A 21,971-nucleotide genomic window follows, 5' to 3' on the forward strand; every position below is an offset into this window, starting at 1 on the left:
GCAATTGTATCAATTGTATCGCTGCTGCCATTCGAATTCGGGCTTCGCATACGGCGGGAAGGATGAACCGGTGACAGCCCACCCTTCCCATTTCAGCTGCTCCCCCATGACTTCGGTGGCTGGGATGCATGCGGGGGAACAACAAGGTGCTCGGTATCTGTTACTTCGGGCGCGGCATGGCCCGGGCGGCCTCGCGTGCCGGCTGAACGGCAGGAACGAGCAGCCCGATCTTCTCGCCATCGCCGCGCTTCTTGATCTTGGTGCCGCGCACGGTCGGGTGTTCGACAGCACCGCCAGCCGGCGTGACGATGTCCTGAGGTGTGTCGCGCTTGGCCTTGGGATCCTTCGGGGTGGCACGCGGGCTTTCGCCGGGAATGTCCGGGATTTTCAGGTGGCCGGTAAACGCCGCCGACACCTGACTCGCGGTCCCGAGAGCGAAACCTGCCAAAATCAATGCAGTAATTGCCTTTTTCATTGCGTATTCCTTTCCTTGAAAGCGGTTTCATTCCGCATCGTTGTGTTGTCGTGAAACTGCGAAGTGCGGCAATTGGGTGCGGTGTATCGAGTGTATCACTCGTACCTAAGGGGCCGCGTCCGGAGAGGGGGGAAATCAGGGCACCCACCAAGGCTTGGTCCCCGCAGGCACATAGTCTTGCCCCGAGTTCTCTCGATGAGCGCGCAGATAATCCCTGTTCGTATTCATGAGACGAGAGGCAGGTGTGGGAGAAACCGGGACTTGCAGCGCGGCATCGACCGGGCTCGCATGCGCTCCTGTGGAGCCGTGCGCGGGCGATTCGACTTCTGTGAACACATTGTATTCACGATCTCGACAGGCGTGCTTTCGGGGCGATTTCATCATTCCCGGAAGATCATGCCCGAACGTATCGGTAAGATTTCAGAGCATGCCGGGCGATGTATCAATCGTATCTAACGTCGCGATGAAGTTCCGTTATTCATAATAATTTTAATTTTCTGAGGATTTTTAAAAAATTTAGATTGAATTTTGTTTAATACTAATGAATTATTTGAATTTTAATTGAACACCCTACTACTAATCATTGGATTCAGGGATGTTCCGGCAAAACTTGGCCGCCCTTTGTGGGAGTTGGCATGGCTCGGGGCGATCTGACGGACGAAGAATGGGAAGTGATCGCAGGGCTGCTGTCATCTGAGCGCAACCGTAAATCCCGTCCTCTCCATGATAATCGGCGCTTCCTCGATGGCATGCTACATATGCTGCGGGTCGGCGGCCCTTGGCGGGACATGCACGAACGCGATGGCCTTTGGAACGCTGTCTATGTGCGGTTTCGGCGCTGGGCCGAACAGGGCGTGTGGGATGCGATCCTGGCAACATTGATGGAGTTGGGGCTGACCGACGACTGGCAGCACATGATCGACAGCACCACAGTTCGCGGCCATGTCTCGGCAGTGGGTGGAAAAGGGGGGCGTGCACAGGCTTTTGGTCGATCACGCGGCGGCTTTACGTGCAAGGTTCACGCCCGCTGTGACGATCAAGGACGCCCTCTCGGCTTCATCCCGACACGCAGTGAAGTCTCCGACTATGGCGTGGTTGGCGCTATGATAAAACCGCGCTTTCGTTCGCCAGCTTTCTAAACCTTGCCACCATCCGCAAATGGTTGCCTCACTCTATCAACGCAGCCTAGCGTATCGCCGCCCCCTCTGGAGGGCTCAGAATCACTCCCACTCGATTGTCTCCATACTTACAGTGCATTGATTTTTATGAGAAATCAACCACATGTCGGTGCCGCTATATTCTCGGCTGCAATATGGCTTGCGAGGCAGGCGCCTTCCCCATCGGCTCCTCCTGTCCTCATAATTTGGATCCAAGGAGATCAAAAATCGAGGGGCTATTCACGATCCGGTTGCGGAGGTTTTCCAACGCCTCAGAGTGAGTGCGCATTCGCTGCGTGCGCCCTCTGGTTATCGGAACAGCAAGTGTGAATTCTCGGCTCGATTATTCAGTCGGCAGCCCATTCCACGGCTTCCGAAGATTGCGGAGTACGCGCGTTACCGCGAGGTAAGAACGCATCCCATCCGTGACGTTCACTTCACCCTTCCATACCACTTCAATGCCTTCGTTACAGTTGACACCGGGCATGCGAATTCAGCAAATTCAGGCGGGATGACGGCGACGGGGCCGCGGGGAAAATGTTGAAGCTAGCCCCGATAGATGCCTGCCGGCACACCGGCCGCGCCGCTCTCCACCTCGAACAAGGCACCGTCGAAGCCGGACTCTGGCAACCCTATGGCGGCCGAGGTGACGAACATGCGATCCAGTCCCTCGCCCGCGAATGTGATGTTGGTGATGCGCCGTGCGGGTAAGCTGATGGCGCGATCCAGCACGCCGTCCGGATCGAAACGGCTGATGCGTCCGCCGTCCCAGTGTGCGACCCAGAGGCAGCCCTCGCGATCGGCGGTCATGCCGTCGGGATAGCCATCGTCCTCGCCGAACCGGATGAAAGCATGCTTCCCTTCGATCCCGGTATCCGTGATCGCAAAGCGGTAGATCGTCCGCCTTGCCGTGTCCGAATGATACAACCAACGCCCGCAGGCCGAAAAGGCGGGACCGTTGGGCACCATGTAATCGCGGTCCATCACTTGCCAGGTGCCGTCCGGATCGAGCCGGTAGAGCGAACCGCGCGCTTGTTCCTCGGCCATGTCCATGGTGCCGCACCAGATCGCGCCGTGCCGGTCCGCCTTGCCGTCGTTCATGCGGTTTCCGGGAAAATGCGGCTCCAGGGCAGCGATGTGGCTGACGGCGCAGCGATCGGCGGAAATCCGTCCGATGCCGCTCTGGAAACCGCCGATCAGATCGCCGGCCTCGTTTTCCACGACCCAGCCGAGCGGCTCGGGCATGTCCCAGCGCTCGATGCTGCCGTCGGCCAGCGACAGCCGGTTGAGAGCGGGCGCCAGGATGTCGACCCAATAGACCGCGTTGTCGCGCGCGCTCCACAAGGTGCCTTCCCCCAGCGTGTCGCGCACGTCGCGTTCGATCTTGCGCCATTCGGCCATGACGCCCTCTCCCTTCCGTGCCCTGTCAGGCTCTGCGCCCTGTCGGGCTCAGTGCCCTGTCCGGCTCAGTGATTGTCGCGCGGCAGGCCCATGGTCTGGGCGATCCGCTGGTACTTCTCCGCGCCTTCGAGGATCGCGCCCGTGTCCATCTGACCGACCACCGAGCGCTGGATTTCCTGCCACGGCGTCTGCGAGGCAGGATAGGCGTAACCGCCCTTCGCTTCCAGCGCGGCCCGGCGCGCGGCCAGTTCCTCATCGGAAACGAGCACATTCACCGTGCCCTTCTTCAGGTCCATGCGCACCCGGTCACCGGTCTCGAGCAGCGCAAGCCCACCCATCGCCGCCGCTTCCGGACTGGCGTTGAGGATCGAGGGGCTGCCCGAAGTGCCCGACTGGCGGCCATCGCCGATGCACGGCAGCGCCGTAACGCCCTCTGTGATGAGATAGGCCGGCGGGCGCATATTCACGACCTCGGCCGCGCCCGGATAGCCGATGGGGCCAGCACCGCGCATGAACATCAGCGTCTCGGGCGTAATGCCCAGCGACGGGTCGTCGATACGGTGGTGGTAGTCCTCGGGGCCATCGAACACGACGGCCGGGCCCTCGAAGGCCTCCGGATCATCAGGGTTCGAGAGATAGCGCTGGCGGAACTCGTCCGAGATCACACTGGTCTTCATGATCGCCGCGTCGAACAGGTTGCCCGACAGCACGAGGAAGCCCGCTTCTTCCACCAGAGGCTGGTCGAACGGCTTGATCACGCGCCCGTCCTCGATCGTGGCATCGCGGCAGTTGTCGCCCATGGTCTTGCCGTTGACGGTCATCGCACCCTCAACGATCAGACCCTGCTTGATGAGCTGGGCGACCACAGCGGGCACGCCGCCCGCACGGTAGTAATCCTCGCCGAGGTATTCGCCGGCAGGCTGCAGGTTCACCAGCAGCGGGATCTTGTGGCCGTAGGTCTCCCAGTCCTTGAGCGGCAGTTCGACACCGATATGGCGCGCGATGGCGGCAAGGTGGATCGGCGCATTGGTCGAACCGCCGATCGCGGCATTGACCACGATGGCGTTGTGGAAGGCATCGAGCGTCAGGATGTCCGACGGCTTCAGGTCCTCGTGCACCATGTCCACGATGCGCTTGCCGGTGTGGTAGGCGCATTCCTGGCGGTCACGGTAGGGCGCGGGAATCGCCGCCGAGCCGGGCAGCATCATGCCCAGCGCCTCGGCGAGCGAGTTCATCGTCGTCGCCGTGCCCATGGTGTTGCAGTAGCCGGTCGAGGGCGCGGACGATGCCACGAGCTTGACGAAACCGTCGGCGTCAAGCTCGCCCTTGGCCATCATCTCGCGGCCCTTCCACACGATCGTGCCCGAACCGGTGCGCTCGCCCTTGTGCCAGCCATTGAGCATCGGACCGACCGACAGCGCGATTGCCGGGATGTTCACGGTCGCGGCCGCCATGATCATGGCAGGCGTGGTCTTGTCGCAGCCGGTGGTCAGCACCACACCGTCGAGCGGATAGCCGTAGAGCGCCTCGACAAGGCCGAGGTACGACAGGTTGCGATCAAGCCCGGCGGTCGGACGCTTACCGGTTTCCTGAATCGGATGGACCGGGAATTCGATGGCAATGCCGCCCGCCTCGCGAATGCCCTCGCGGATGCGTTCGGCCAGCACGAGATGATGACGGTTGCAGGGCGAAAGGTCGCTGCCCGACTGGGCAATGCCGATGATCGGCTTGCCCGAACGCAATTCCTCGAGACTGAGACCGAAGTTGAGATACCGCTCCAGATAGAGCGAGGTCATGTCGATGTTGTCGGGATTGTCGAACCAGGCGCGCGAGCGCAGCTTGGGCTTTTGCGTATCAGTCATATCAGTGGTCGTCTCGATCAACGGTCAACGGACACGCGGTAGATCATGACATGCCGGTAGGGCTTGCCCGGATCGACGCGCGCCGAGACGAAATTGGAATGATTGGGAGAATCCGGGAATTTCTGGGGTTCGAGCGCAATGCCGTCGCCCATGCGGTAAAGGTGGCCCTGCTTGCCGATGTAGGTTCCGTCGAGGAAGTTGCCGGAATAGACCTGCAGGCCGGGCTCGGTGGTGAGCACTTCGAGTACGCGGCCCGAGGCAGGATCCTCCAGAGGGGCGGCAAGTTCGGGTTTTTTGGTCACGCCCTTGTCGAGCGCGAAGTTGTGATCGAAGCCCCGGCCATAGACGATCTGCTGGTCGGTGCCGTCACGCAGCCCGTCTTCCAGCGACTTGCCCTTGCGGAAATCGAACACCGTGCCCTCGACGGACCGCAGTTCGCCGGTCGGGATAAGCGTGGCGTCAATCGGCGTGTAATGGCTGGCCGGGATCGTCAGCACGTTCTGCATGGCGCCCTGCGGCGCACCCTCGCCCGCCATGTTGAAGATGGCGTGGTTGGTCATGTTGATGACCGTCGGCTTGTCGGTCGCCGCATCGAACGTGATGCACAGCGAGCCGGCCTCATCGAGCGTATAGGTCACCTTGGCCTTCACGGTGCCCGGATAGCCGGCATCCCCATCGGAGCTGACCAGCGAGAAGACGACGCTGGCGACCGGGCCTGACTTGATCGAATCGATCTTCCAGTTCCGGACGTCCCAGCCCTTGCCGCCGCCATGCAGCGAGTTGCCGCCGTCGTTCTGCGGAAGCTGGTAGCTCTTGCCGTCGAGCATGAATTTGCCCCCGGCGATACGGTTGGCATAGCGGCCGATAGTGGCGCCCCAGTAGTTCGGGCGCGCCTCGTACTCCGCCAGCTTGTCGTAGCCGAGGGTGATGTCGGCCAGCTTGCCGTCGCGATCGGGAGCCATGAACTTTTCGAGCGTGGCACCGAAAGTCAGGATCGTGGCGGAAACGCCGTTATCCGCCTTGAGCGTTACCGCCGTCACGTCGCTGCCATCGGAGAGCTTGCCTGCCGGGGCCTGAGTCGCTTCGGCAGCCAGAGCCTGCGCGCTCAGCGTGGCGCACAGCGCCAGAGCCGCGGTACCGGCCATGATCCTGGAGAGATTCCTCATTCCCAAAGTGCTCCCAATCGTGCTTGGAATTGTCCTGCCCCATTGACGGGCTGCCGCACCGCATATAGTCCGACAAATAGAAAGAGCGCAAGCAGCTTCGCAATCGACGCCGATCGCGCCCTGATCGAGAGGATAGACATGCCATCAGTGGTCTCTTCAGCAGGCACGCCCGCCGCAGCTCCCCACGACGAGGGAGTCCGCTACGGCCCGGCCCTGACGCTGCTTGCGAGCCTTTTTTTCATGTGGGGCTTCATCACCGTCATCAACAACACGCTGCTGCCGCACCTGCGCAGCGTGTTCGAACTGACCTATTTTCAGGCAGCCCTGATCGAATCGGTCTGGTTCATCGCCTATTTCTTCGCCTCGATTCCCTCGGCGCTGCTGATCGAGCGGATCGGTTACAAGAAATCGCTCGTCACCGGCCTCCTGATCATGGCGACGGGCGCACTGGGCATGATGCTGGCCGCCAGCATTCCTTCCTACGGCGTGACGCTGGTGATGCTCTTCGTGATCGCTTCGGGCATCACCCTGCTGCAGGTGGCGGCCAACCCCTACGTGGCGGTTGTCGGCAAGCCTGAAACCGCCTCTTCGCGGCTCAATCTGGTGCAGGCGATGAACTCGGCCGGTACGATGCTCGCCCCGGCTTTCGGCGCTTACCTGATCCTCGGCCGCTCCAAGAGCGGCACGGCAGCGGCGGGCACAGTCCTGACCGAGGCAGAACGCCTTGCCGACGCCCACGCGGTGATCCTGCCCTACGGACTTGTCGCGGTGGTCCTCGTGGTGCTCGCGGTGGTCATCGCCCGCTTCCCGCTGCCGGTGATGACCAGCGGCAGGAACGGCGAAAGGCGGAAGTCCCGGCTGCTCAATCCTGAACTGCTCAAGCACCGCAACCTGGTCTTCGGCGTGCCCGCCATCTTCATCTACCTGATCGCGGAAATCGGCGTTGCCAACCTCTTCATCAACTTCGTCAGCCGCCCCGACATCGGCAACATGACGCACGAAATGGCAGGCAACTATCTCTCGTTCCTGTGGGGCGGAATGATGGTTGGCCGCTTTGCCGGCTCGGCAATCATGCAGCGCTTCGATGCCGCCAAAGTCCTGGCCCTGTTTTCGATCGGCGCCTTCGTAGTGATGATGATCACCGTCTTCGCGCACGGCCCGGTGGCCATGTGGTCACTGATCCTGGTGGGCCTGTTTCACTCGATCATGTTCCCGACCATCTTCACGCTCGGCATCAAGGGCCTCGGCCCGCTCACCGAAGAGGCCTCGGGCCTGCTGGTCATGGCCATTGCCGGTGGCGCACTGGTCGCGGTGCAGGGCTGGATGGCGGACACCTACGGCCTGCAGACTTCGTTCCTGCTGACGGCCGCCTGTGAACTCTACGTGCTGTTCTACGCGCTCTGGGGCAGCAGGCCGACGCATGTAGAACCCGATCTGGTCGCCGTCGAACCAGATTGACTCCTAAGCAAATCCCTCAAACTGAAATGGCCCCGGCAGCGATGCCGGGGCCTTTTTTTCCGTGTATGCCCAGAGCCTCTAGCCTTCGCCCTGCGGCTCCATCGCGCTGCGGGTATCCTCCAGCGCAAGGTCGACCAGCACATTCATCGCCTCGGCCGCGGCATCGGCATCGCCTACCGCGATGGCATCGTAAACGCGCGCATGATCGGGAATCGGATTGCGCGGCAGCGCGCGGGAACGCTGCTTGAACTGGGTCGTCCAGTTCACCGCCGCGCCGATGCTGGCGCTCAGCACCATCAGCGCGTCGTTGCGCGTGGCGTGAAGAATCGCATTGTGGAAATCGCGGTCCGCCGCCCGCCCTGCTTCTGTCGTCAACGTATGCTGGCGCATCGCGGCGAGCGCATCCTTCATGATCTTGAGGTCCGCCTTGTCCCGCCGCTGCGCGGCAAGGCGGGCCGCCGCCGGTTCGACGATGGCGCGCAATTCGAAGAGGCTGCGCACGAATTCGACGTCGGGCTCTCCGGCAAAGGCCCAGCCCAGCACCTCGGGATCGAGCAGGTTCCAGCGGTCGCGCGGCAGCACGCGCGTGCCCGCCTTGGGACGGCTCGCCACCAGCCCCTTCGCAGTAAGCACCTGAATTGCTTCACGATAAGCGCTTCGCGAAACCTTCAGTTCTTCGGCAAAAGCCACTTCGCCGGAGAGAATATCACCCGGCGCATATTTGCCTGACAAGATGTCCGTACCCAGCTTGTGCGCGATCGCACCATGCAGGCGGCGCCCCGGACCACGGGGTTCCTTGACGGCCTTTGCCCCTTCCACTTCCTTGGTAATGCCAGCTTCTGTCACGATTTCCGCCACCTCCGCAAATAAGCCTACCAGCCCTGACACCGGGAAGGAACGACAAACATTGCGTTTATCCTCATCACGGAATATGTCGGAGTAAATAGGGAGATCCCAGATGACCGAATTCCGTTCCGTGGCTGCCGAAACCGGTGAACCGCAAGGCGCCCCTTTCGATGTCCACGGCCCCGCGGATGTCGCGGCGGCCTGCGCCGAAGCCGATGCCGCGTTCGACATTTACCGCTCCACCAGCCGTGAGGATCGCGCCGCGTTCCTCGAGCGAATCGCCGACGAGATCATGGCGATCGGCGACGCGCTGATCGACGCCTACCTCTCCGAAAGCGGCTTGCCCCGCATGCGCGCCGAAGGCGAGCGCGGCCGCACCTGCAGCCAGCTTCGCCTGTTCGCGGATGTCGTCCGCAAGGGCCAGTGGCAGCAGCTTCGCATCGATCCCGCCCTGCCCGACCGCCAGCCCCCGCGCCCCGACCTGCGCCTGCGCATGATCCCGGTCGGCCCGGTCGCCGTGTTCGGTGCCTCGAACTTCCCGCTCGCCTTCTCGACCGCAGGCGGCGACACCGCGTCGGCGCTCGCCGCCGGCTGCCCGGTCGTGGTCAAGGGCCACCCGGCCCATCCGATCACCGGAGCACTCGTGGCGCAGGCCATCAGCAAGGCGGTGGCCGACAGCGGCCTTCCCAAGGGCGTGTTCCAACACCTCACCGGCCCGTCGAACGAACTCGGCGCCGCGCTGGTGCAGGACCCGCGTATCATGGCGGTGGGCTTCACCGGCTCGCGCGCGGGCGGCCTGGCGCTGGCCAGGCTCGCGCAGCAGCGCGACGTGCCGATCCCGGTCTATGCCGAAATGTCGAGCGTCAACCCGGTCCTGCTGCTTCCCGAAGCCCTGAAGGCACGCGGCCAGGCGCTTGGCACCGCGTTCGTCGGTTCGCTCACCATGGGGGCAGGCCAGTTCTGCACCAATCCGGGCCTCGTGCTCGCGATCCAAGGCGAAGGCCTCGACGCCTTCATCGCCGCAGCCACCGGCGGCGTGTCCGCCGCCAAGCCGCAGACCATGCTCACCACCGGCATTGCCGCCGCTTATGCCAAGGGCGTCGAAGCCCTGGCCGAAACAACGGGCGTAGAGACGCTGGCCAAGGGCGAGGACGGCAGTCACACTTGCGGCGGCGCGTTCCTGTTCCAGACCACTGCCGAAAAGTTCCTCGCCGACAAGGCCATCGGCCACGAGGTCTTCGGAGCCTCTTCGGTGATCGTGCGCTGCAAGGACGAGGCCGAACTCAAGGCCGTGCTCGAAGGCCTCGAAGGCCAGCTCACCGCCACCCTGCACATGGACGAAGCGGACGAAGCCGTAGCTTCCCGCCTGCTGCCCGTGCTGGAACGCAAGGTCGGCCGCATCCTTGCCAATGGCTGGCCAACGGGCGTCGAAGTCTGCCACGCCATGGTCCACGGCGGCCCGTTCCCGGCCACCTCGGATACGCGCACGACCTCGGTCGGCAGCCTTGCCATCGACCGCTTCCTGCGGCCGGTCAGCTACCAGAACCTCGCCCAGCCGGTGCTGCCGTCCGAACTGCGTGACGACGCTTATGGCGACGGTGCTCCGCGCCTGATCGACGGCAAGCTCACGCTGTCCTGATACTTTAGACAATGCCGCGGCGCGCTTCCCAGAACCGGCGCGTCGCGGCCGGGAGAAACCCATGACCTATCTTCGCCTGCTTCAGCATCGCGCGCCCGACGGCTCGCGCTCGGTCATCCTCGCTGAAGGGGATGCTGCCCACATTCTCGAAGGTGTCACCACTGTCCGCGAACTCGCCCTGCGCGCCATCGCCGCTGGCGAGACGCTGGCGCAAGCGGCCAAGGCCTGTCCGGCCGGTCCCGCCATCGACATAGCCGCCGAATTTGCGGCCGGCCGCCTGCTCGCGCCGATCGATCACGACGATCCCGCGCACCTGCTGATGGCGGGAACCGGCCTCACCCACCTTGGCTCGGCCGAAGGGCGCGACAAGATGCACAAGGCCGCCACGTCGGGCGAGCATCTGACGGACTCGATGCGCATATTCCTGGAAGGCCTGGAAGGCGGCAAGCCCGCTCCCGGCGAAACCGGCCAGCAACCGGAATGGTTTTACAAGGGCGACGGCTCGCAGCTTGTCGGCCCGACCGATCCCTTCACCATGCCCTCCTTCGCTCAGGATGGCGGCGAAGAGCCTGAAGTGGCCGGTATCTACATTATCGGCGAGGACGGGACGCCTTACCGCCTCGGCCTCGCGATCGCCAACGAGTTCAGCGATCACGTCACCGAGCGCCACAATTACCTGTGGCTCGCTCACTCCAAGCTGCGCCAGGCCTCGCTGGGCGCCGAACTGCTGATCGGCCAGCCCCCCGAAAACATCGAGGGCACCAGCCGCATCCTGCGCGACGGCAAGGTGATCTGGGAAAAGCCGTTCCTCTCTGGTGAAGCCAACATGTCGCACACGCTGGCCAATCTTGAGAACCATCACTTCAAGTACGACCTGTTCCGCCGTCCCGGCGACGTTCATGTCCACTTCTTCGGCACCGCCACGCTGTCGTTTTCCGATGGGATCGCCACCCGGGAAGGCGATGTGTTCGAGATCTCGGCTTCTCCCTTTACCTTGCCGGTCGCCAATCCGCTGGCCCGCGCCGAAGCGCGTCCGGTCGCGGTGAAGGCACTCTGACTCGAAGGCCTCTGATACATGGACCCTATCCGCATTGCCGTTGTCGGCGTCGGCAAGATCGCCCGCGACCAGCACCTGCCCGCGATTGCCGGCACGCCCGCCTTCAGCCTGGCGGCGACCGTCAGCCCGCACGACCCCGGAGCGGAAGGTATTCCGCACCTTTCCAGTCTCGAGGAACTGCTCGAAAAGGGGCCGGCCATCGATGCAGTCGCGCTCTGCACGCCGCCCCAGGTCCGCTATGGCCTTGCCGTTCAGGCGCTCAAGCGCGGCATTCACGTCTTCCTGGAAAAGCCCCCCGGCGCCACTTTGTCCGAAGTGGTCGCCCTGCGCGACCGCGCGGACAAGGTGGGCGTTACCCTGTTCGCCTCATGGCATTCGCGCTTCGCGGCGGGCGTGGCGCCTGCGCGTGCCTGGCTTGCCGAGCGCAGGATCGAAAACGTCTCGATCGTCTGGCGCGAGGACGTGCGCGTCTGGCATCCGGGACAGGCATGGATTTGGGAGCCGGGCGGCCTTGGCGTATTCGATCCCGGCATCAACGCCCTTTCGATCCTGACGCATATCCTGCCGCGCCCCGTCTTCCTCAAGTCGGCAACGCTGAGCATTCCCGAGAACCGCGCGGCTCCCATCGCCGCCGATCTCAGCATGTGCGACACCGGCGGAGCCGAAATCCACATGGACCTCGACTGGCGCCAGACCGGCCCGCAAAGCTGGGACATCATCGTCGAAACCGACGCCGGCACGCTCAAACTCTCGCAGGGCGGCGCGGTGCTGACGACGCCCACCGGCACCGAGCACAACGAGGATCTGGAATATCCCGGCCTCTACTCGCGCTTCGCCAACCTGATCCGGGGCGGGCGCAGCGATGTCGACATGGATCCGTTTCGCCTCGTCGCCGACGCCTTCCTGCGCGGCCGCCGCGAGACGGTTGAAGCCTTTAACGACTGATTCCTCCGGGAGGGGAAACCATGATCAAAACTCTGCAATACACTGCCGTTGCCGCGCTGCTCGGCGCCACGGCGCTGGCCGGTATTGGTGCCACTGCCGCGCATGCCGATACCAACGGCCAGCCGACCACTGCCGAAATCCACGCCGATACGCCCGGCCCCGTCTATGACAAGCGGATCTTCACCCAGTTCGCCGAGCATCTGGGCAACGGCATCTACGGCGGCCTGTGGGTCGGCCAGGACAGCCCGATCCCGAACACCAACGGCTTTCGCAACGACGTGGTGTCTGCCCTGCGCGCGCTTTCGGTCCCGGTGATCCGCTGGCCCGGCGGCTGCTTTGCCGACGAATACCACTGGCGCGAGGGAATCGGCCCGCAGAACCAGCGCCCGGTCAAGGTGAATACCCATTGGGGCGGCGTGACCGAGCCCAACACCGTGGGCACACACGAATACTTCGAACTGCTGCGGCAGGTCGGCGCCGAAGCCTATATCTCGGGCAATGTCGGCGACGGTTCTCCGCGCGAGATGGCCGAATGGGTCGAATACATGACCGCCCCGGCCGGAACCCTGGCCGACGAACGCGCGAAGAATGGTCACAAGGAGCCCTGGAAGGTTCCCGCTTTCGGTATCGGTAACGAGCTGTGGGGCTGCGGCGGCAACATGCGCCCCGAATATGCCGCCGACGTCACCCGCCGCTATGCCACGTTCGTCAAGGCACCGGCCGGCACGCGCATCCTCAAGATCGCCAGCGGCGCCAATGTCGACGACTACAACTGGACCGAGACCATGATGAAGGTCGCCGGTCCGTTGCTCGATGGTCTCTCGCTCCATTATTACACGCTGCCCGAAGGCGGCTGGCCGCCCAAGGCCGATCCCGTCAATTTCGACGAGACCGCCTGGGCCGACACGCTCCACGAGACCTGGCGGATGGACGAACTCATCACCAAGCACTCCGCGATCATGGACAAGTACGATCCGGACAAGCGGGTCTTCCTTGCGGTCGATGAGTGGGGGGCATGGTATGCTCAGGATCCGGGCACGCACCCGGGCTTCCTGCGCCAGCAGAACACCCTGCGCGACGCGCTGATCGCCGCCATCAACCTCGACATCTTCGCCAGGCACGCCGACCGCGTGAAGATGACCGCCATCGCCCAGATGGTGAACGTCCTTCAGGCCATGATCCTGACCGACGGCAGCGAGATGGTGCTGACGCCCACCTACTACGTCTTCGACATGTACAAGCCCTGGCAGGATGCCACGGTGCTACCCATCGACATCGCGACACCGACCTACACCAAGGGCAAGTTCACGGTTCCGGCCGTGAGCGGTTCGGCGGTGATGGCCAAGAACGGCAAGATCCACGTCGGCCTGTCCAATGCCGACCCGGAAAAGCCCAACACCGTGACCATCAGCCTCGACGGCGTGAAGGCATCCGGCGTGACGGGCACGATCCTGACGGCACCGGCGATCAATTCCCACAACACCTTCGACAAGCCCGGCGTGGTCAAGCCCGCCGCCTTCTCCGGCGCGCGCGTCAAGGGCGGCAAGCTGGTCGTCACCCTGCCCGCCAAGTCGATCGTGACGCTCGAACTGCGATGAGCGGGCGTATCGTCCACGGCAGAGGGAAGCGGCCAGCCTTGCCGGGCCGCTCCCTGTGGCTCGGCGCCTTTCTGGCGGCCGCTGCCCCTGCGGCAGCGGCCGGCACGCAAGCCGAAACGGTGGAAACCGGCACGCTCAATTCCCGGCTTTCGGGCGACCTCACGGCGCATGACCCGGTCATCACCCGCGAGGGCGACACCTATTACGTGTTCAGCACTGTCGGGCACTACATCGGCATCAAGACCTCGAAAGACCTGCAGCATTGGACCGATGCCGGTTCGGTCTTCGCCGAGATCCCGGCATGGGCGAGGAAGGCCATTCCCGGCACCGAAGGCATCTGGGCGCCGGACATCTCCTATGTGAACGGCGAATACCGGCTCTACTACTCGGTCTCCACGTTCGGCTCGAACCGGTCCGCGATCGGCCTTGCCACCAATGCGACGCTCGATCCCAAAGCTAAGAACTACCGCTGGAAGGATCAGGGACTCGTCATCATGTCGACCCGCGACGACGACTTCAACGCGATCGACCCCAATTTCGTGTCTGATGCGCAAGGGCGGCAGTGGCTGGTCCTCGGCAGCTTCTGGACCGGGATCAAGCTGTTCCCGCTCGATACCGCAACTGGCAAACCCAAGCCCGGCACCGAACCTTATTCCATCGCCCGCCGCCTCGTGCCCGCGGGGGCGCCCGATCCGATCGAGGCCCCGTTCATCTTTCGGCACGATGGCTGGTACTACCTGCTCACCTCCTTCGACTACTGCTGCAAGGGCGTGAACAGCACCTACTACACGGTCGTCTCGCGCTCGCGGAAGATCACCGGCCCCTATCTCGGCAGGGACGGCAGCGAGGCCATGATGGGCGGCGGCACGGTCTTCCTGCGAGCCGACCTGCAGGAGCAGCAAAGCTTCCGCGGTCCCGGCCATGCGGGGGTCTTCACCGACACGGACGGGACGACCTACGTCGCCTACCATGCCTATGACAAACAGGCGGACGGCAGGCCGACATTACGCATCGCGCCGATCCGCTGGAGCGCGGACGGCTGGCCCATCGCAGAATACTGATCCACCTGCTGACACCCCGGCTCCCCCGGGCCGGGGTGTCCTTTTTTTGAAGGGCGGTACGAACCGCCCACCCGGAGAGGACGAGATGCAATTCACCCTATCGCGACGCGCTTTTGCTGCCGGAGCAGCCATGGTGCCGATCGCCTGCACGCAGGCAGGCAAGACCATGATGGCGAGCACGCCCGCGCCCGGCGCGCCTTCCGCTTCGGGCATCGTCAACCCGCTGATGAAACAGCGGGCCGACGCGCAGGTCTTCCGCCACGACGACGGCTATTACTACATGACCGGATCTGTGCCGGAATATGACCGGCTGGTCCTGCGCCGTTCGCTCACTTTGGCCGGGCTCACCGATGCCGAAGAACGCGTGCTCTGGCGCCACGAGGCCAGCGGGCCGATGTCCGGCTTCATCTGGGCCCCGGAACTGCACCTCGTCGACGGGCGCTGGGTGATGTACTTCGCCGCTGGCCCCAGCGGCGGCGGTGAGGACGTGTTCCGCATCCGCACTTATGCCGTCGTCTGCGACGGGCCGGACCCGATGCGCGGCAACTGGTCCGTGCTGGGTCAGTTCCAGGCGCCGTGGGACAGCTTCAACCTCGATTCCACCATGTTCATGCACCGGGGCACGCGCTATTTCGCCTGGGCCCAGCGTGAACCGGGGATCGAGACCAATTCGAACCTCTACATCGCCCCCATGGCATCGGCGCTCACGCTGGCGGCCAAGCCCGCGCGCCTGACAGTGCCGACGCTCGACTGGGAAGTCCGCGGTTTCAAGGTCAACGAGGCGCCTGCAGTGCTGGAGAAGAACGGCAAGCTGTTCATCAGCTACTCGGCCAGCGCCACCGATGCGCGCTATTGCCTCGGCCTGCTGACCGCAGATGCCGGTGCCGACATCATGGACCCGCACAACTGGACCAAGTCGCCCAAGCCGGTGTTCACCACCTGCGAGGCAACCTCTGTCTATGGCCCCGGCCACAACAGCTTCACCGTCGACGAGCAAGGCCGCGACATGCTGGTCTATCATGGCCGCGACTACGCGCAGATAGAGGGGGACCCGCTGTTCAACCCGGACCGCCACACCCGCGTGCAGCGGCTCTATTTCGATGCGAACGGCAATCCCGATTTCGGCGTGCCGGTGGGCAACGGCCCCCTGCCCGACCGGTTTCAGGCCGCCGGCAGCCCGGACACCTGGCTCGCCCATGAAGACATGCGTCTTTTGGCAGGCGCTGCCCCTTTGCCGCAGACACAGTTCCGCACGCTTCCGGCCGAAGGCGATACCGTGCAGCTATCCCCCATCCTTCTGCGCGGCCAATGCCTGAATGCAACGCCCGGCGGCGCTGTCGCGCTGACCTCAGCCAGCGGCGCTTCCGCCGCGAGCCTGTTCAGGCGAATCCCGGGGCGAACAAAGGACCAGGTGCGCTTCGAATCGGTCGCCTATCCCGGCAAGGCCATCGCGCCGGGCAGCAACGGGATACAACTCGCCCCCGCCACCGATGCGGCAACCCTGTGGCGGGTATCCTGACTGCCAACAACTCAGACAAAAAATGCCGAAAAACGCACTTCTGCGGCGCGAACGCCACACCAATGTAGGGTTTCTTGCCTGACGTGCGTTTTTCCCTTGCGCTAAATAACTCCGACAAATAACAGGGCGCCAAGGTTTGACGAGGCATGGTACCGGCCAGCCTCATTGGGAGGGTAGATCATGGCATTCAAGCCAATCACATTCTGTACAACATCCGTTCTCGCACTCACCCTGGCGGGCGCTGCCCATGCGCAGGACGCAGCAAACAGCGGCGTTTCCGACACCGACGCGCAGGAGATCATCGTCACCGGCGTCAAGGCGTCGATCATCGGCGCCTTGAACGTGCGCAAGGAATCGACCCAGATCGTCGACTCGATCGTGGCCGAGGACGTAGGCAAATTGCCCGACAACAACGTCGTCGAAGCGCTCCAGCGCGTCACCGGCGTGCAAGTCACCGACCGCGCCGGCGGCGAAGCGGCCACCATCACCATCCGCGGCCTCGCCGATCCGCTGACCACGCTCAACGGCCGCAACGTCTTCACCGCCGCGAACCAGTCGTTCTCGCTGCAGGACATCTCCGCCAACCTCGTCAAGCAGATCGACATCTACAAGACGCGCGCGGCGGACCAGATCGAGACCGGCCTTGCCGGCCAGATCGACGTCAAGACCCGCCGCCCGTTCGATTTCGACGGCTTTGCCATCTCGGGTCTCGCGCGCGGCATCTACAACGAACAGGCGGACAGCTATAACCCCAATGTCGCCCTGCTTGTCAGCGACCGCTGGGAAACCGGCATCGGCGACATCGGCCTCCTCGCCAACGTCAGCTGGAGCAAGACCAAGTACCGCAACATGTCGACCACGGCGGGTGCCATGGTGCCGTTCCTGACCGACGGCAATTTGCTGCAGGTTCTACCGACGCAAAACTGCCCGACCCTCCCGGCAGATTTTGTTCCCTATGAACGCTTGCAGCCGACAGATTGCCGCGTCGCTTCGCCGTCCAATCCCAAAGGGACGATCTGGCAGCCCGGAACCGACTATGGCCTTGCGACCGGTGCAGGGTCGACGCTGGCAGTAGGCGACCAGACAGTCCCTTATTACCTTTCCCGCGACGCGGTCTTCTCATCCGACCTCTACGGCGAACGCGAACGTCCTTCAGCCAACATCGCGCTGCAGTGGGCGCCGAACTCCAGCTCGGTCTATACCGCCGAAGTGTTCTACGCGGGTTTCCGCGGGCACACCTTCAACTCGCTGCAGTTCAGCTTCGTCGACTGGTGGGGCAATCCGGGGCCGATCGAACTCTATGACGGCACCAATATCGTCAAGTCGCGCACGGTGGACGACGTCTACGGCTTCAACAGCGGCGACTATGGGACCAACCGCACCGACAGCTACGTCTATGCGCTGAACGGGCAGTGGGAACTGGGCGAACGCGGCAAGATCATCGGCGACGTCGCCTATCAGACGAGCACCAACAAGACCTCCTTCCTGGCGATGCGCACCGACCGCGTGGCCAGCCAGATCACCGCCGATTTCAACGCCGGCGGCGGTATTCCTTCCTACCACTTTGCCGACGACTCCCTGCTCACCGACCCGAGCGTGTGGAACGTCGCGCAATTCTACGACAACGCCAACAAGAACAAGGGCAGCGCCATCACGGCCTCTCTCGACGGCTACTACACCTGGGACGAAGGCTTCATCCGCCGCGTCAAGGCGGGCCTGCGCTATGACGACCGCAAGGCGTCGAGCTACGTGCGTGCGCAGGACGGCTATCTCGGCGCCTCACTCTCCACCCTGCCTTCGGAAGCCCTGTTCACCAATTCGGACTTCATGAAGGGCATCGCCGACGTGCCGCACAGCTGGGTCCTCCCGAGCGGCAGCTGGCTTTATGACAACGCCGACTATGTGCGCGAGCTCTATGGCCTGTCCACCTCGGACGCCCTGTCGCTGACCAAGACGTTCGACATTGATGAAGTCACGATGTCCGCTTATGTTATGGCCGATGCCGAAGTCTCGATCTTCGGCCGCCCGCTGCAGCTCGAAGGCGGTGTGCGCTACGTGGCAGTGACCACGGACTCGAACTTCTTCGACCGCTACAACGGCGGCGCCCAGACGCGTTCGGGCAGCCAGTCGCAGAAGTTCCTGCCCAGCTTCACCGCGAAGTACGAGATCACGCCCACCCTGCGCCTGCGCTTCAACTATGGCGAGACTCTGCGCCGCCCGAACTTTAGCGACATCAACCCGAACTATTCGCTGACGGGCGATCTCACCAATGTCGGCTATGGCAGCGGTTCGGCGGGCACGGCCGACCTGAAGCCGACGCACTCGAAGAACTACGACCTTGCGCTGGAATGGTATTTCGAACGCAACAGCGCGATCTACGTGACCGGCTTCCGGCGCGAGATCCAGGGGCTAGTGGTGCCGCTGACGGTGATGGAATACATCCCCAACAACGGGATCGTCGCCGGGGCTACGGACTACTTCGCCATCACTCGCCCGGTGAACGCCTCGAACGGCGTGCTCAAGGGCGTGGAAGTCGGGTTGACCTACTTCCCGAACTACCTGCCCAGCATCCTGAACGGCCTCGGCTTCCAGGGCAGCCTGACCGTGCTGGACTCGAAGCAGAACATTCCGATGACGGACTCGGCCGGCAACATCACCGGCGAGACGACCTCGCAGTTCTTCAACGTCTCGAAGTTCTCGTACAACGCAACTCTGGCCTATGACCGGGGCCCGTTCAACGCCCGCGTTTCCTACGTCTGGCGTAAGGGCTTCCTGCACAACAACGAAGCGCGCCTGTTCGCCAACCCGATCGGCGTCTGGTTCAAGCCGGAGGAAAGCCTCGACGTCCAGCTCACCTGGAATGTGACCGACCGCATCGGCCTGACCTTCGACGCGACCAACCTGACCAAGTCGAAGCAGCAGAACTACTACAAGTTCGGCGACGTGGGCAACGCACAGCAGTTCAACCTCGGCACGCTGCAGCTGGCTCGCACCTTTGCCGTCGGCGCACGCTTCACCTTCGATTGACGACATGACCGGCCGGAACGCCACTGCCATTCGCGCGTTCCGGCCGGCACAAAGCGGCTGCTTCCCGGGCTCCTCTCCCAACACAATCCGGGAAGCGGCCGCTTTTCCATTTCTTCCGCAAGGATAATCCGGAGGAGGGCATCAATGCTCGTGACATTCCGCCCGATGCTCGCCGCTGCGGCGGTTCTCGCGACGGTCGCCAGCCCTTCCGTTTCCGCTCCTGCGACGCCAGTCCATGCCCCGACCACGCGCCCGATGCTGGACCATGCCGCGATTGCCCGCGCGCATTTCGGCAACGACGCCCCCTGGTACGAGCATCGCATCCCTTTCTTCGAAAGCGCCGATCCCAGGATCGATGCCGTCTATTACTACCGCTGGTCGATCTTCCGCGCACATCAGCGCGATCTGGGGGTGCGCGGCTACATCACCACCGAATTTGCCGACGACGTATCCTGGCAGCGCGAGCCCTATGCCAGCCTCAACGATGCCAGCGGATTCCATATCGCCGAGGGCCGCTGGCTGAACGACCGCCGTTTCACCGACGACTACATCAATTTCATGTACGAAGGCGGCAACGACCGCCACTTCACCGACTACATGGCGGACTCCGTTTGGGGCCGTTACCTCGTCGATGGAGACCGCGCTGCCGCAACGCGCCATCTGGCCGTGATGCGGCACATCTACGGGTTATGGGACGATCACTACGATTTCGCCAAAGGCCTCTATTTCATCGAGCCCCTGCTCGACGCGACCGAATACACCGTATCTTCGATCGATGCCTCGGGCGGCGAAGACGGCTTCCGGGGCGGCGATGCTTTCCGCCCGACCATCAACAGTTACATGGCCGCCAATGCGCGCGCGATCTCGCGGATCGCCGGGCTGGCCGGAGACACGGCGCTCGCGCACTCGTTCGCGGTCCGTGCCGATGGCCTGCGGGCCCGCCTGCTGGCGGACCTGTGGAATCCGGCGCTCGATCATTTCACCGACCGCTACAAGGCCGGCAACGAGCACGTGAAATACTGGCAGCCGATCCGGGCGCGCGAACTGGCGGGCTACCTGCCCTGGACGTTCGATCTCGTGCCCGACGATCCGCGTTATGCCGCAGCATGGGCGCACCTGCTCGATCCGGCGTCGCTGGCCGGAGAAGCCGGGATGCGCACGGTCGAGAAGACCTATCCCTACTACATGCGCCAGTACCGTTATCTGGGCACCGCGCGCGAATGCCAATGGAACGGCCCGGTCTGGCCCTACCAGACGACGCAGGTCCTGACCGCCATCGCCAACCTGCTCGACCACTACGGCAACACCGGCCCCGTCACGCGCAGCGCCTATATGCGCCTGCTGCGGCAGTACACCGCCCTGCACTATCAGGGGGACCGGCTGGATCTGGAGGAAGACTACGATCCGGCCACCGGCAAGCCGATCGTCGGGCTGGACCGCAGCCACCACTATTTCCATTCGGGCTATATCGACCTGATCCTGTCGGGCCTTGTGGGCATCCGCCCGCGCGCGGACGACGTTCTCGAAGTCAATCCGCTGCTTCCCGCTTCCGGCGATCCCCAGGCGCTCGCGTGGTTCCGTGCCGAGGACATTCCCTATCACGGCCACAAGATCGCCGTGACGTGGGATGCCGATGGCAAGCACTATGGCCGGGGAACGGGTCTCTCGATCGAAATCGATGGCAGGGAAGTGATCCGCCGCGCCAGCCTCGGCCGCCTCACCGTGCCAGTCACGCGGATGCCCAATCCGCCGATTGCCCGCACGATAAACCACGCAGTCCAGCTCGTGCGCGGCCAGTTCCCCATGGCCAGTGCATCGACCAATCCGGACCAGGAAATGCTGCACGATGCGATCGACGGCAGGCTCTGGTTCTTTCCAGAACACCCGAACGGCTGGACGTCCGCGGCTTCGAACGATCCGCAGTGGTTCGAGGTGAACTTCGGCAAGCTGGTCAACGCCGACACCGCCGAACTCGCCTTTTTCGACGACGGCCACGGCATTTCCGCACCTGTCTCAGTGACCATTGAAGGCTGGAGCACCCATCATTGGAGCGTGCTCGCCGAGGCCACGCCGCTGGCCAACGGGATAACACGCCTGACCTGGCCAAAACGCGCTGTCTCGCGCCTCAAGGTCCGCATGGAGCCTGCTCAGGGGAAGCCCCTGCGCCTCATCGAATTCAGAGCCACGTCCAGGCCCAGGGCCCAGTGATTGGTTCGGGCGAATTGAGTGGGACCTCGATCAGCCGGAAACCGGCCCCGACCAATACTTCGCCTACGGCTTCCACTTCATCCGGCAGAACAATGCCCTGCCAAAGCAAGGCCACGACAGCAAATCTGATGTATTGTAGTCAAACCAAGCGCCCCCAAAGCAGAGAACCCAGCGCAGGAATGGCGATTCCCCACCATTCCGGGGTTGATAAATACACACAATCGGGTGACCCGGAGCCGCCCATTTTCAGGCGCGCACGGCACCGATAGGCGCTCTAAATCGTAGTGATGAACAGGTATATCCGTCCGGTGCCGCAGCCGTTGGGTATGCACTGCTACGGATTTCCTTAGCCATTGTGGCCCTGGACGCAGCATCGCGTGTATCCGGCCCCTCCAAGGCAGGCCTATGGCTTCTGGCCGTAGCCGCCAGCACCGGAGCGTGTACGTTTCTCGCGACACCTGCGCTCATTCCTGGATGCACTGCAACTGCGTTTTTCTCGCCGCATAAGATCCCTGTGAGCTTCGTCCTTCTGGAAGGTCTTGCCCTCTGGCT

The 21,971-nt window shown here is 63.5% G+C and carries 14 protein-coding genes and 1 pseudogene; 10 read left to right on the plus strand and 5 right to left on the minus strand.

The features are described 5' to 3' along the window. Nucleotides 1-160 precede the first annotated feature (160 nt). Nucleotides 161-475: a hypothetical protein gene (locus tag NZK81_RS16635; protein WP_260047199.1), complete on the minus strand. Its 315-nt coding sequence runs from the start codon at nt 473-475 to the stop codon at nt 161-163. 635 nt (nt 476-1,110) lie between these two features. On the opposite strand from NZK81_RS16635, the pseudogene NZK81_RS16640 reads away from it, so the two are divergent. Beyond that, nucleotides 1,111-1,584, plus strand: a pseudogene (locus NZK81_RS16640) (IS5 family transposase); the annotation flags it as partial. A gap of 594 nt (nt 1,585-2,178) precedes the next feature. Here the strand turns inward: NZK81_RS16640 and NZK81_RS16645 are convergent. From NZK81_RS16645 to NZK81_RS16655, 3 genes are all read right to left on the minus strand, one after another. Further along, nucleotides 2,179-3,033: an SMP-30/gluconolactonase/LRE family protein gene (locus NZK81_RS16645; RefSeq protein WP_260047201.1), complete on the minus strand. Its 855-nt coding sequence runs from the start codon at nt 3,031-3,033 to the stop codon at nt 2,179-2,181. Nucleotides 3,034-3,098: 65 nt separating this feature from the next. Then, nucleotides 3,099-4,895 carry an IlvD/Edd family dehydratase gene (locus NZK81_RS16650; RefSeq protein WP_260047202.1) on the minus strand — a complete coding sequence of 599 codons (1,797 nt, stop codon included), beginning with the start codon at nt 4,893-4,895 and terminating at the stop codon, nt 3,099-3,101. A 17-nt stretch (nt 4,896-4,912) separates the two neighbouring features. Next, on the minus strand, nt 4,913-6,061 hold the full coding sequence (locus NZK81_RS16655; RefSeq protein ID WP_419181702.1) for an aldose epimerase family protein: 1,149 nt from the start codon (nt 6,059-6,061) through the stop codon (nt 4,913-4,915). Nucleotides 6,062-6,199: 138 nt separating this feature from the next. Between NZK81_RS16655 and NZK81_RS16660 the strand changes: the two genes are divergently transcribed. Beyond that, complete coding sequence (locus tag NZK81_RS16660) at nt 6,200-7,519, plus strand: sugar MFS transporter (protein ID WP_260047203.1); 1,320 nt, start codon at nt 6,200-6,202, stop codon at nt 7,517-7,519. Between the two features lie 78 nt (nt 7,520-7,597). Here the strand turns inward: NZK81_RS16660 and NZK81_RS16665 are convergent, their stop codons facing one another. Next, a complete protein-coding gene (locus tag NZK81_RS16665; RefSeq protein ID WP_260047204.1) occupies nt 7,598-8,365 on the minus strand; it encodes a FadR/GntR family transcriptional regulator in 768 nt (255 codons plus the stop codon). Nucleotides 8,366-8,477: 112 nt separating this feature from the next. On the opposite strand from NZK81_RS16665, the gene NZK81_RS16670 reads away from it, so the two are divergent. The 8 genes from NZK81_RS16670 to NZK81_RS16705 all read left to right on the plus strand — a co-directional run bounded on the left by NZK81_RS16670 (nt 8,478) and on the right by NZK81_RS16705 (nt 21,419). Next, on the plus strand, nt 8,478-10,004 hold the full coding sequence (locus NZK81_RS16670) for an aldehyde dehydrogenase (NADP(+)) (RefSeq protein ID WP_260047206.1): 1,527 nt from the start codon (nt 8,478-8,480) through the stop codon (nt 10,002-10,004). 61 nt (nt 10,005-10,065) lie between these two features. Beyond that, complete coding sequence (gene araD1, locus NZK81_RS16675) at nt 10,066-11,061, plus strand: AraD1 family protein (protein ID WP_260047207.1); 996 nt, start codon at nt 10,066-10,068, stop codon at nt 11,059-11,061. Nucleotides 11,062-11,079: 18 nt separating this feature from the next. Further along, on the plus strand, nt 11,080-12,006 hold the full coding sequence (locus NZK81_RS16680; RefSeq protein ID WP_260047208.1) for a Gfo/Idh/MocA family protein: 927 nt from the start codon (nt 11,080-11,082) through the stop codon (nt 12,004-12,006). 20 nt (nt 12,007-12,026) lie between these two features. Beyond that, complete coding sequence (locus tag NZK81_RS16685) at nt 12,027-13,604, plus strand: alpha-N-arabinofuranosidase (protein ID WP_260047209.1); 1,578 nt, start codon at nt 12,027-12,029, stop codon at nt 13,602-13,604. 38 nt (nt 13,605-13,642) lie between these two features. Then, the gene (locus NZK81_RS16690; protein ID WP_419181703.1) at nt 13,643-14,665 is read left to right on the plus strand and encodes an arabinan endo-1,5-alpha-L-arabinosidase; all 1,023 of its coding nucleotides are present in this window, start codon (nt 13,643-13,645) and stop codon (nt 14,663-14,665) included. Nucleotides 14,666-14,750: 85 nt separating this feature from the next. Then, nucleotides 14,751-16,184 carry a glycoside hydrolase family 43 protein gene (locus NZK81_RS16695; RefSeq protein WP_260047210.1) on the plus strand — a complete coding sequence of 478 codons (1,434 nt, stop codon included), beginning with the start codon at nt 14,751-14,753 and terminating at the stop codon, nt 16,182-16,184. A 180-nt stretch (nt 16,185-16,364) separates the two neighbouring features. Continuing rightward, nucleotides 16,365-19,211: a TonB-dependent receptor gene (locus tag NZK81_RS16700; protein ID WP_260047211.1), complete on the plus strand. Its 2,847-nt coding sequence runs from the start codon at nt 16,365-16,367 to the stop codon at nt 19,209-19,211. 144 nt (nt 19,212-19,355) lie between these two features. Then, a complete protein-coding gene (locus tag NZK81_RS16705) occupies nt 19,356-21,419 on the plus strand; it encodes an MGH1-like glycoside hydrolase domain-containing protein (protein WP_260047212.1) in 2,064 nt (687 codons plus the stop codon). The last annotated feature ends 552 nt before the right edge of the window (nt 21,420-21,971 follow it).

The organism is Novosphingobium mangrovisedimenti (assembly GCF_025153475.1).
Lineage (GTDB): Bacteria > Pseudomonadota > Alphaproteobacteria > Sphingomonadales > Sphingomonadaceae > Novosphingobium > Novosphingobium mangrovi_A.

Bases quoted from the DNA above. Each gene is read 5' to 3' on its own strand.
- NZK81_RS16685 (WP_260047209.1), top strand. From the start codon at position 12,027: ATGATCAAAACTCTGCAATACACTGCCGTTGCCGCGCTGCTCGGCGCC.
- NZK81_RS16680 (WP_260047208.1), top strand. From the start codon at position 11,080: ATGGACCCTATCCGCATTGCCGTTGTCGGCGTCGGCAAGATCGCCCGC.
- NZK81_RS16670 (WP_260047206.1), top strand. From the start codon at position 8,478: ATGACCGAATTCCGTTCCGTGGCTGCCGAAACCGGTGAACCGCAAGGC.
- NZK81_RS16650 (WP_260047202.1), bottom strand. From the start codon at position 4,895: ATGACTGATACGCAAAAGCCCAAGCTGCGCTCGCGCGCCTGGTTCGAC.
- NZK81_RS16695 (WP_260047210.1), top strand. From the start codon at position 14,751: ATGCAATTCACCCTATCGCGACGCGCTTTTGCTGCCGGAGCAGCCATG.
- araD1 (WP_260047207.1), top strand. From the start codon at position 10,066: ATGACCTATCTTCGCCTGCTTCAGCATCGCGCGCCCGACGGCTCGCGC.
- NZK81_RS16645 (WP_260047201.1), bottom strand. From the start codon at position 3,033: ATGGCCGAATGGCGCAAGATCGAACGCGACGTGCGCGACACGCTGGGG.
- NZK81_RS16705 (WP_260047212.1), top strand. From the start codon at position 19,356: ATGCTCGTGACATTCCGCCCGATGCTCGCCGCTGCGGCGGTTCTCGCG.
- NZK81_RS16700 (WP_260047211.1), top strand. From the start codon at position 16,365: ATGGCATTCAAGCCAATCACATTCTGTACAACATCCGTTCTCGCACTC.
- NZK81_RS16635 (WP_260047199.1), bottom strand. From the start codon at position 475: ATGAAAAAGGCAATTACTGCATTGATTTTGGCAGGTTTCGCTCTCGGG.
- NZK81_RS16660 (WP_260047203.1), top strand. From the start codon at position 6,200: ATGCCATCAGTGGTCTCTTCAGCAGGCACGCCCGCCGCAGCTCCCCAC.
- NZK81_RS16655 (WP_419181702.1), bottom strand. From the start codon at position 6,061: ATGAGGAATCTCTCCAGGATCATGGCCGGTACCGCGGCTCTGGCGCTG.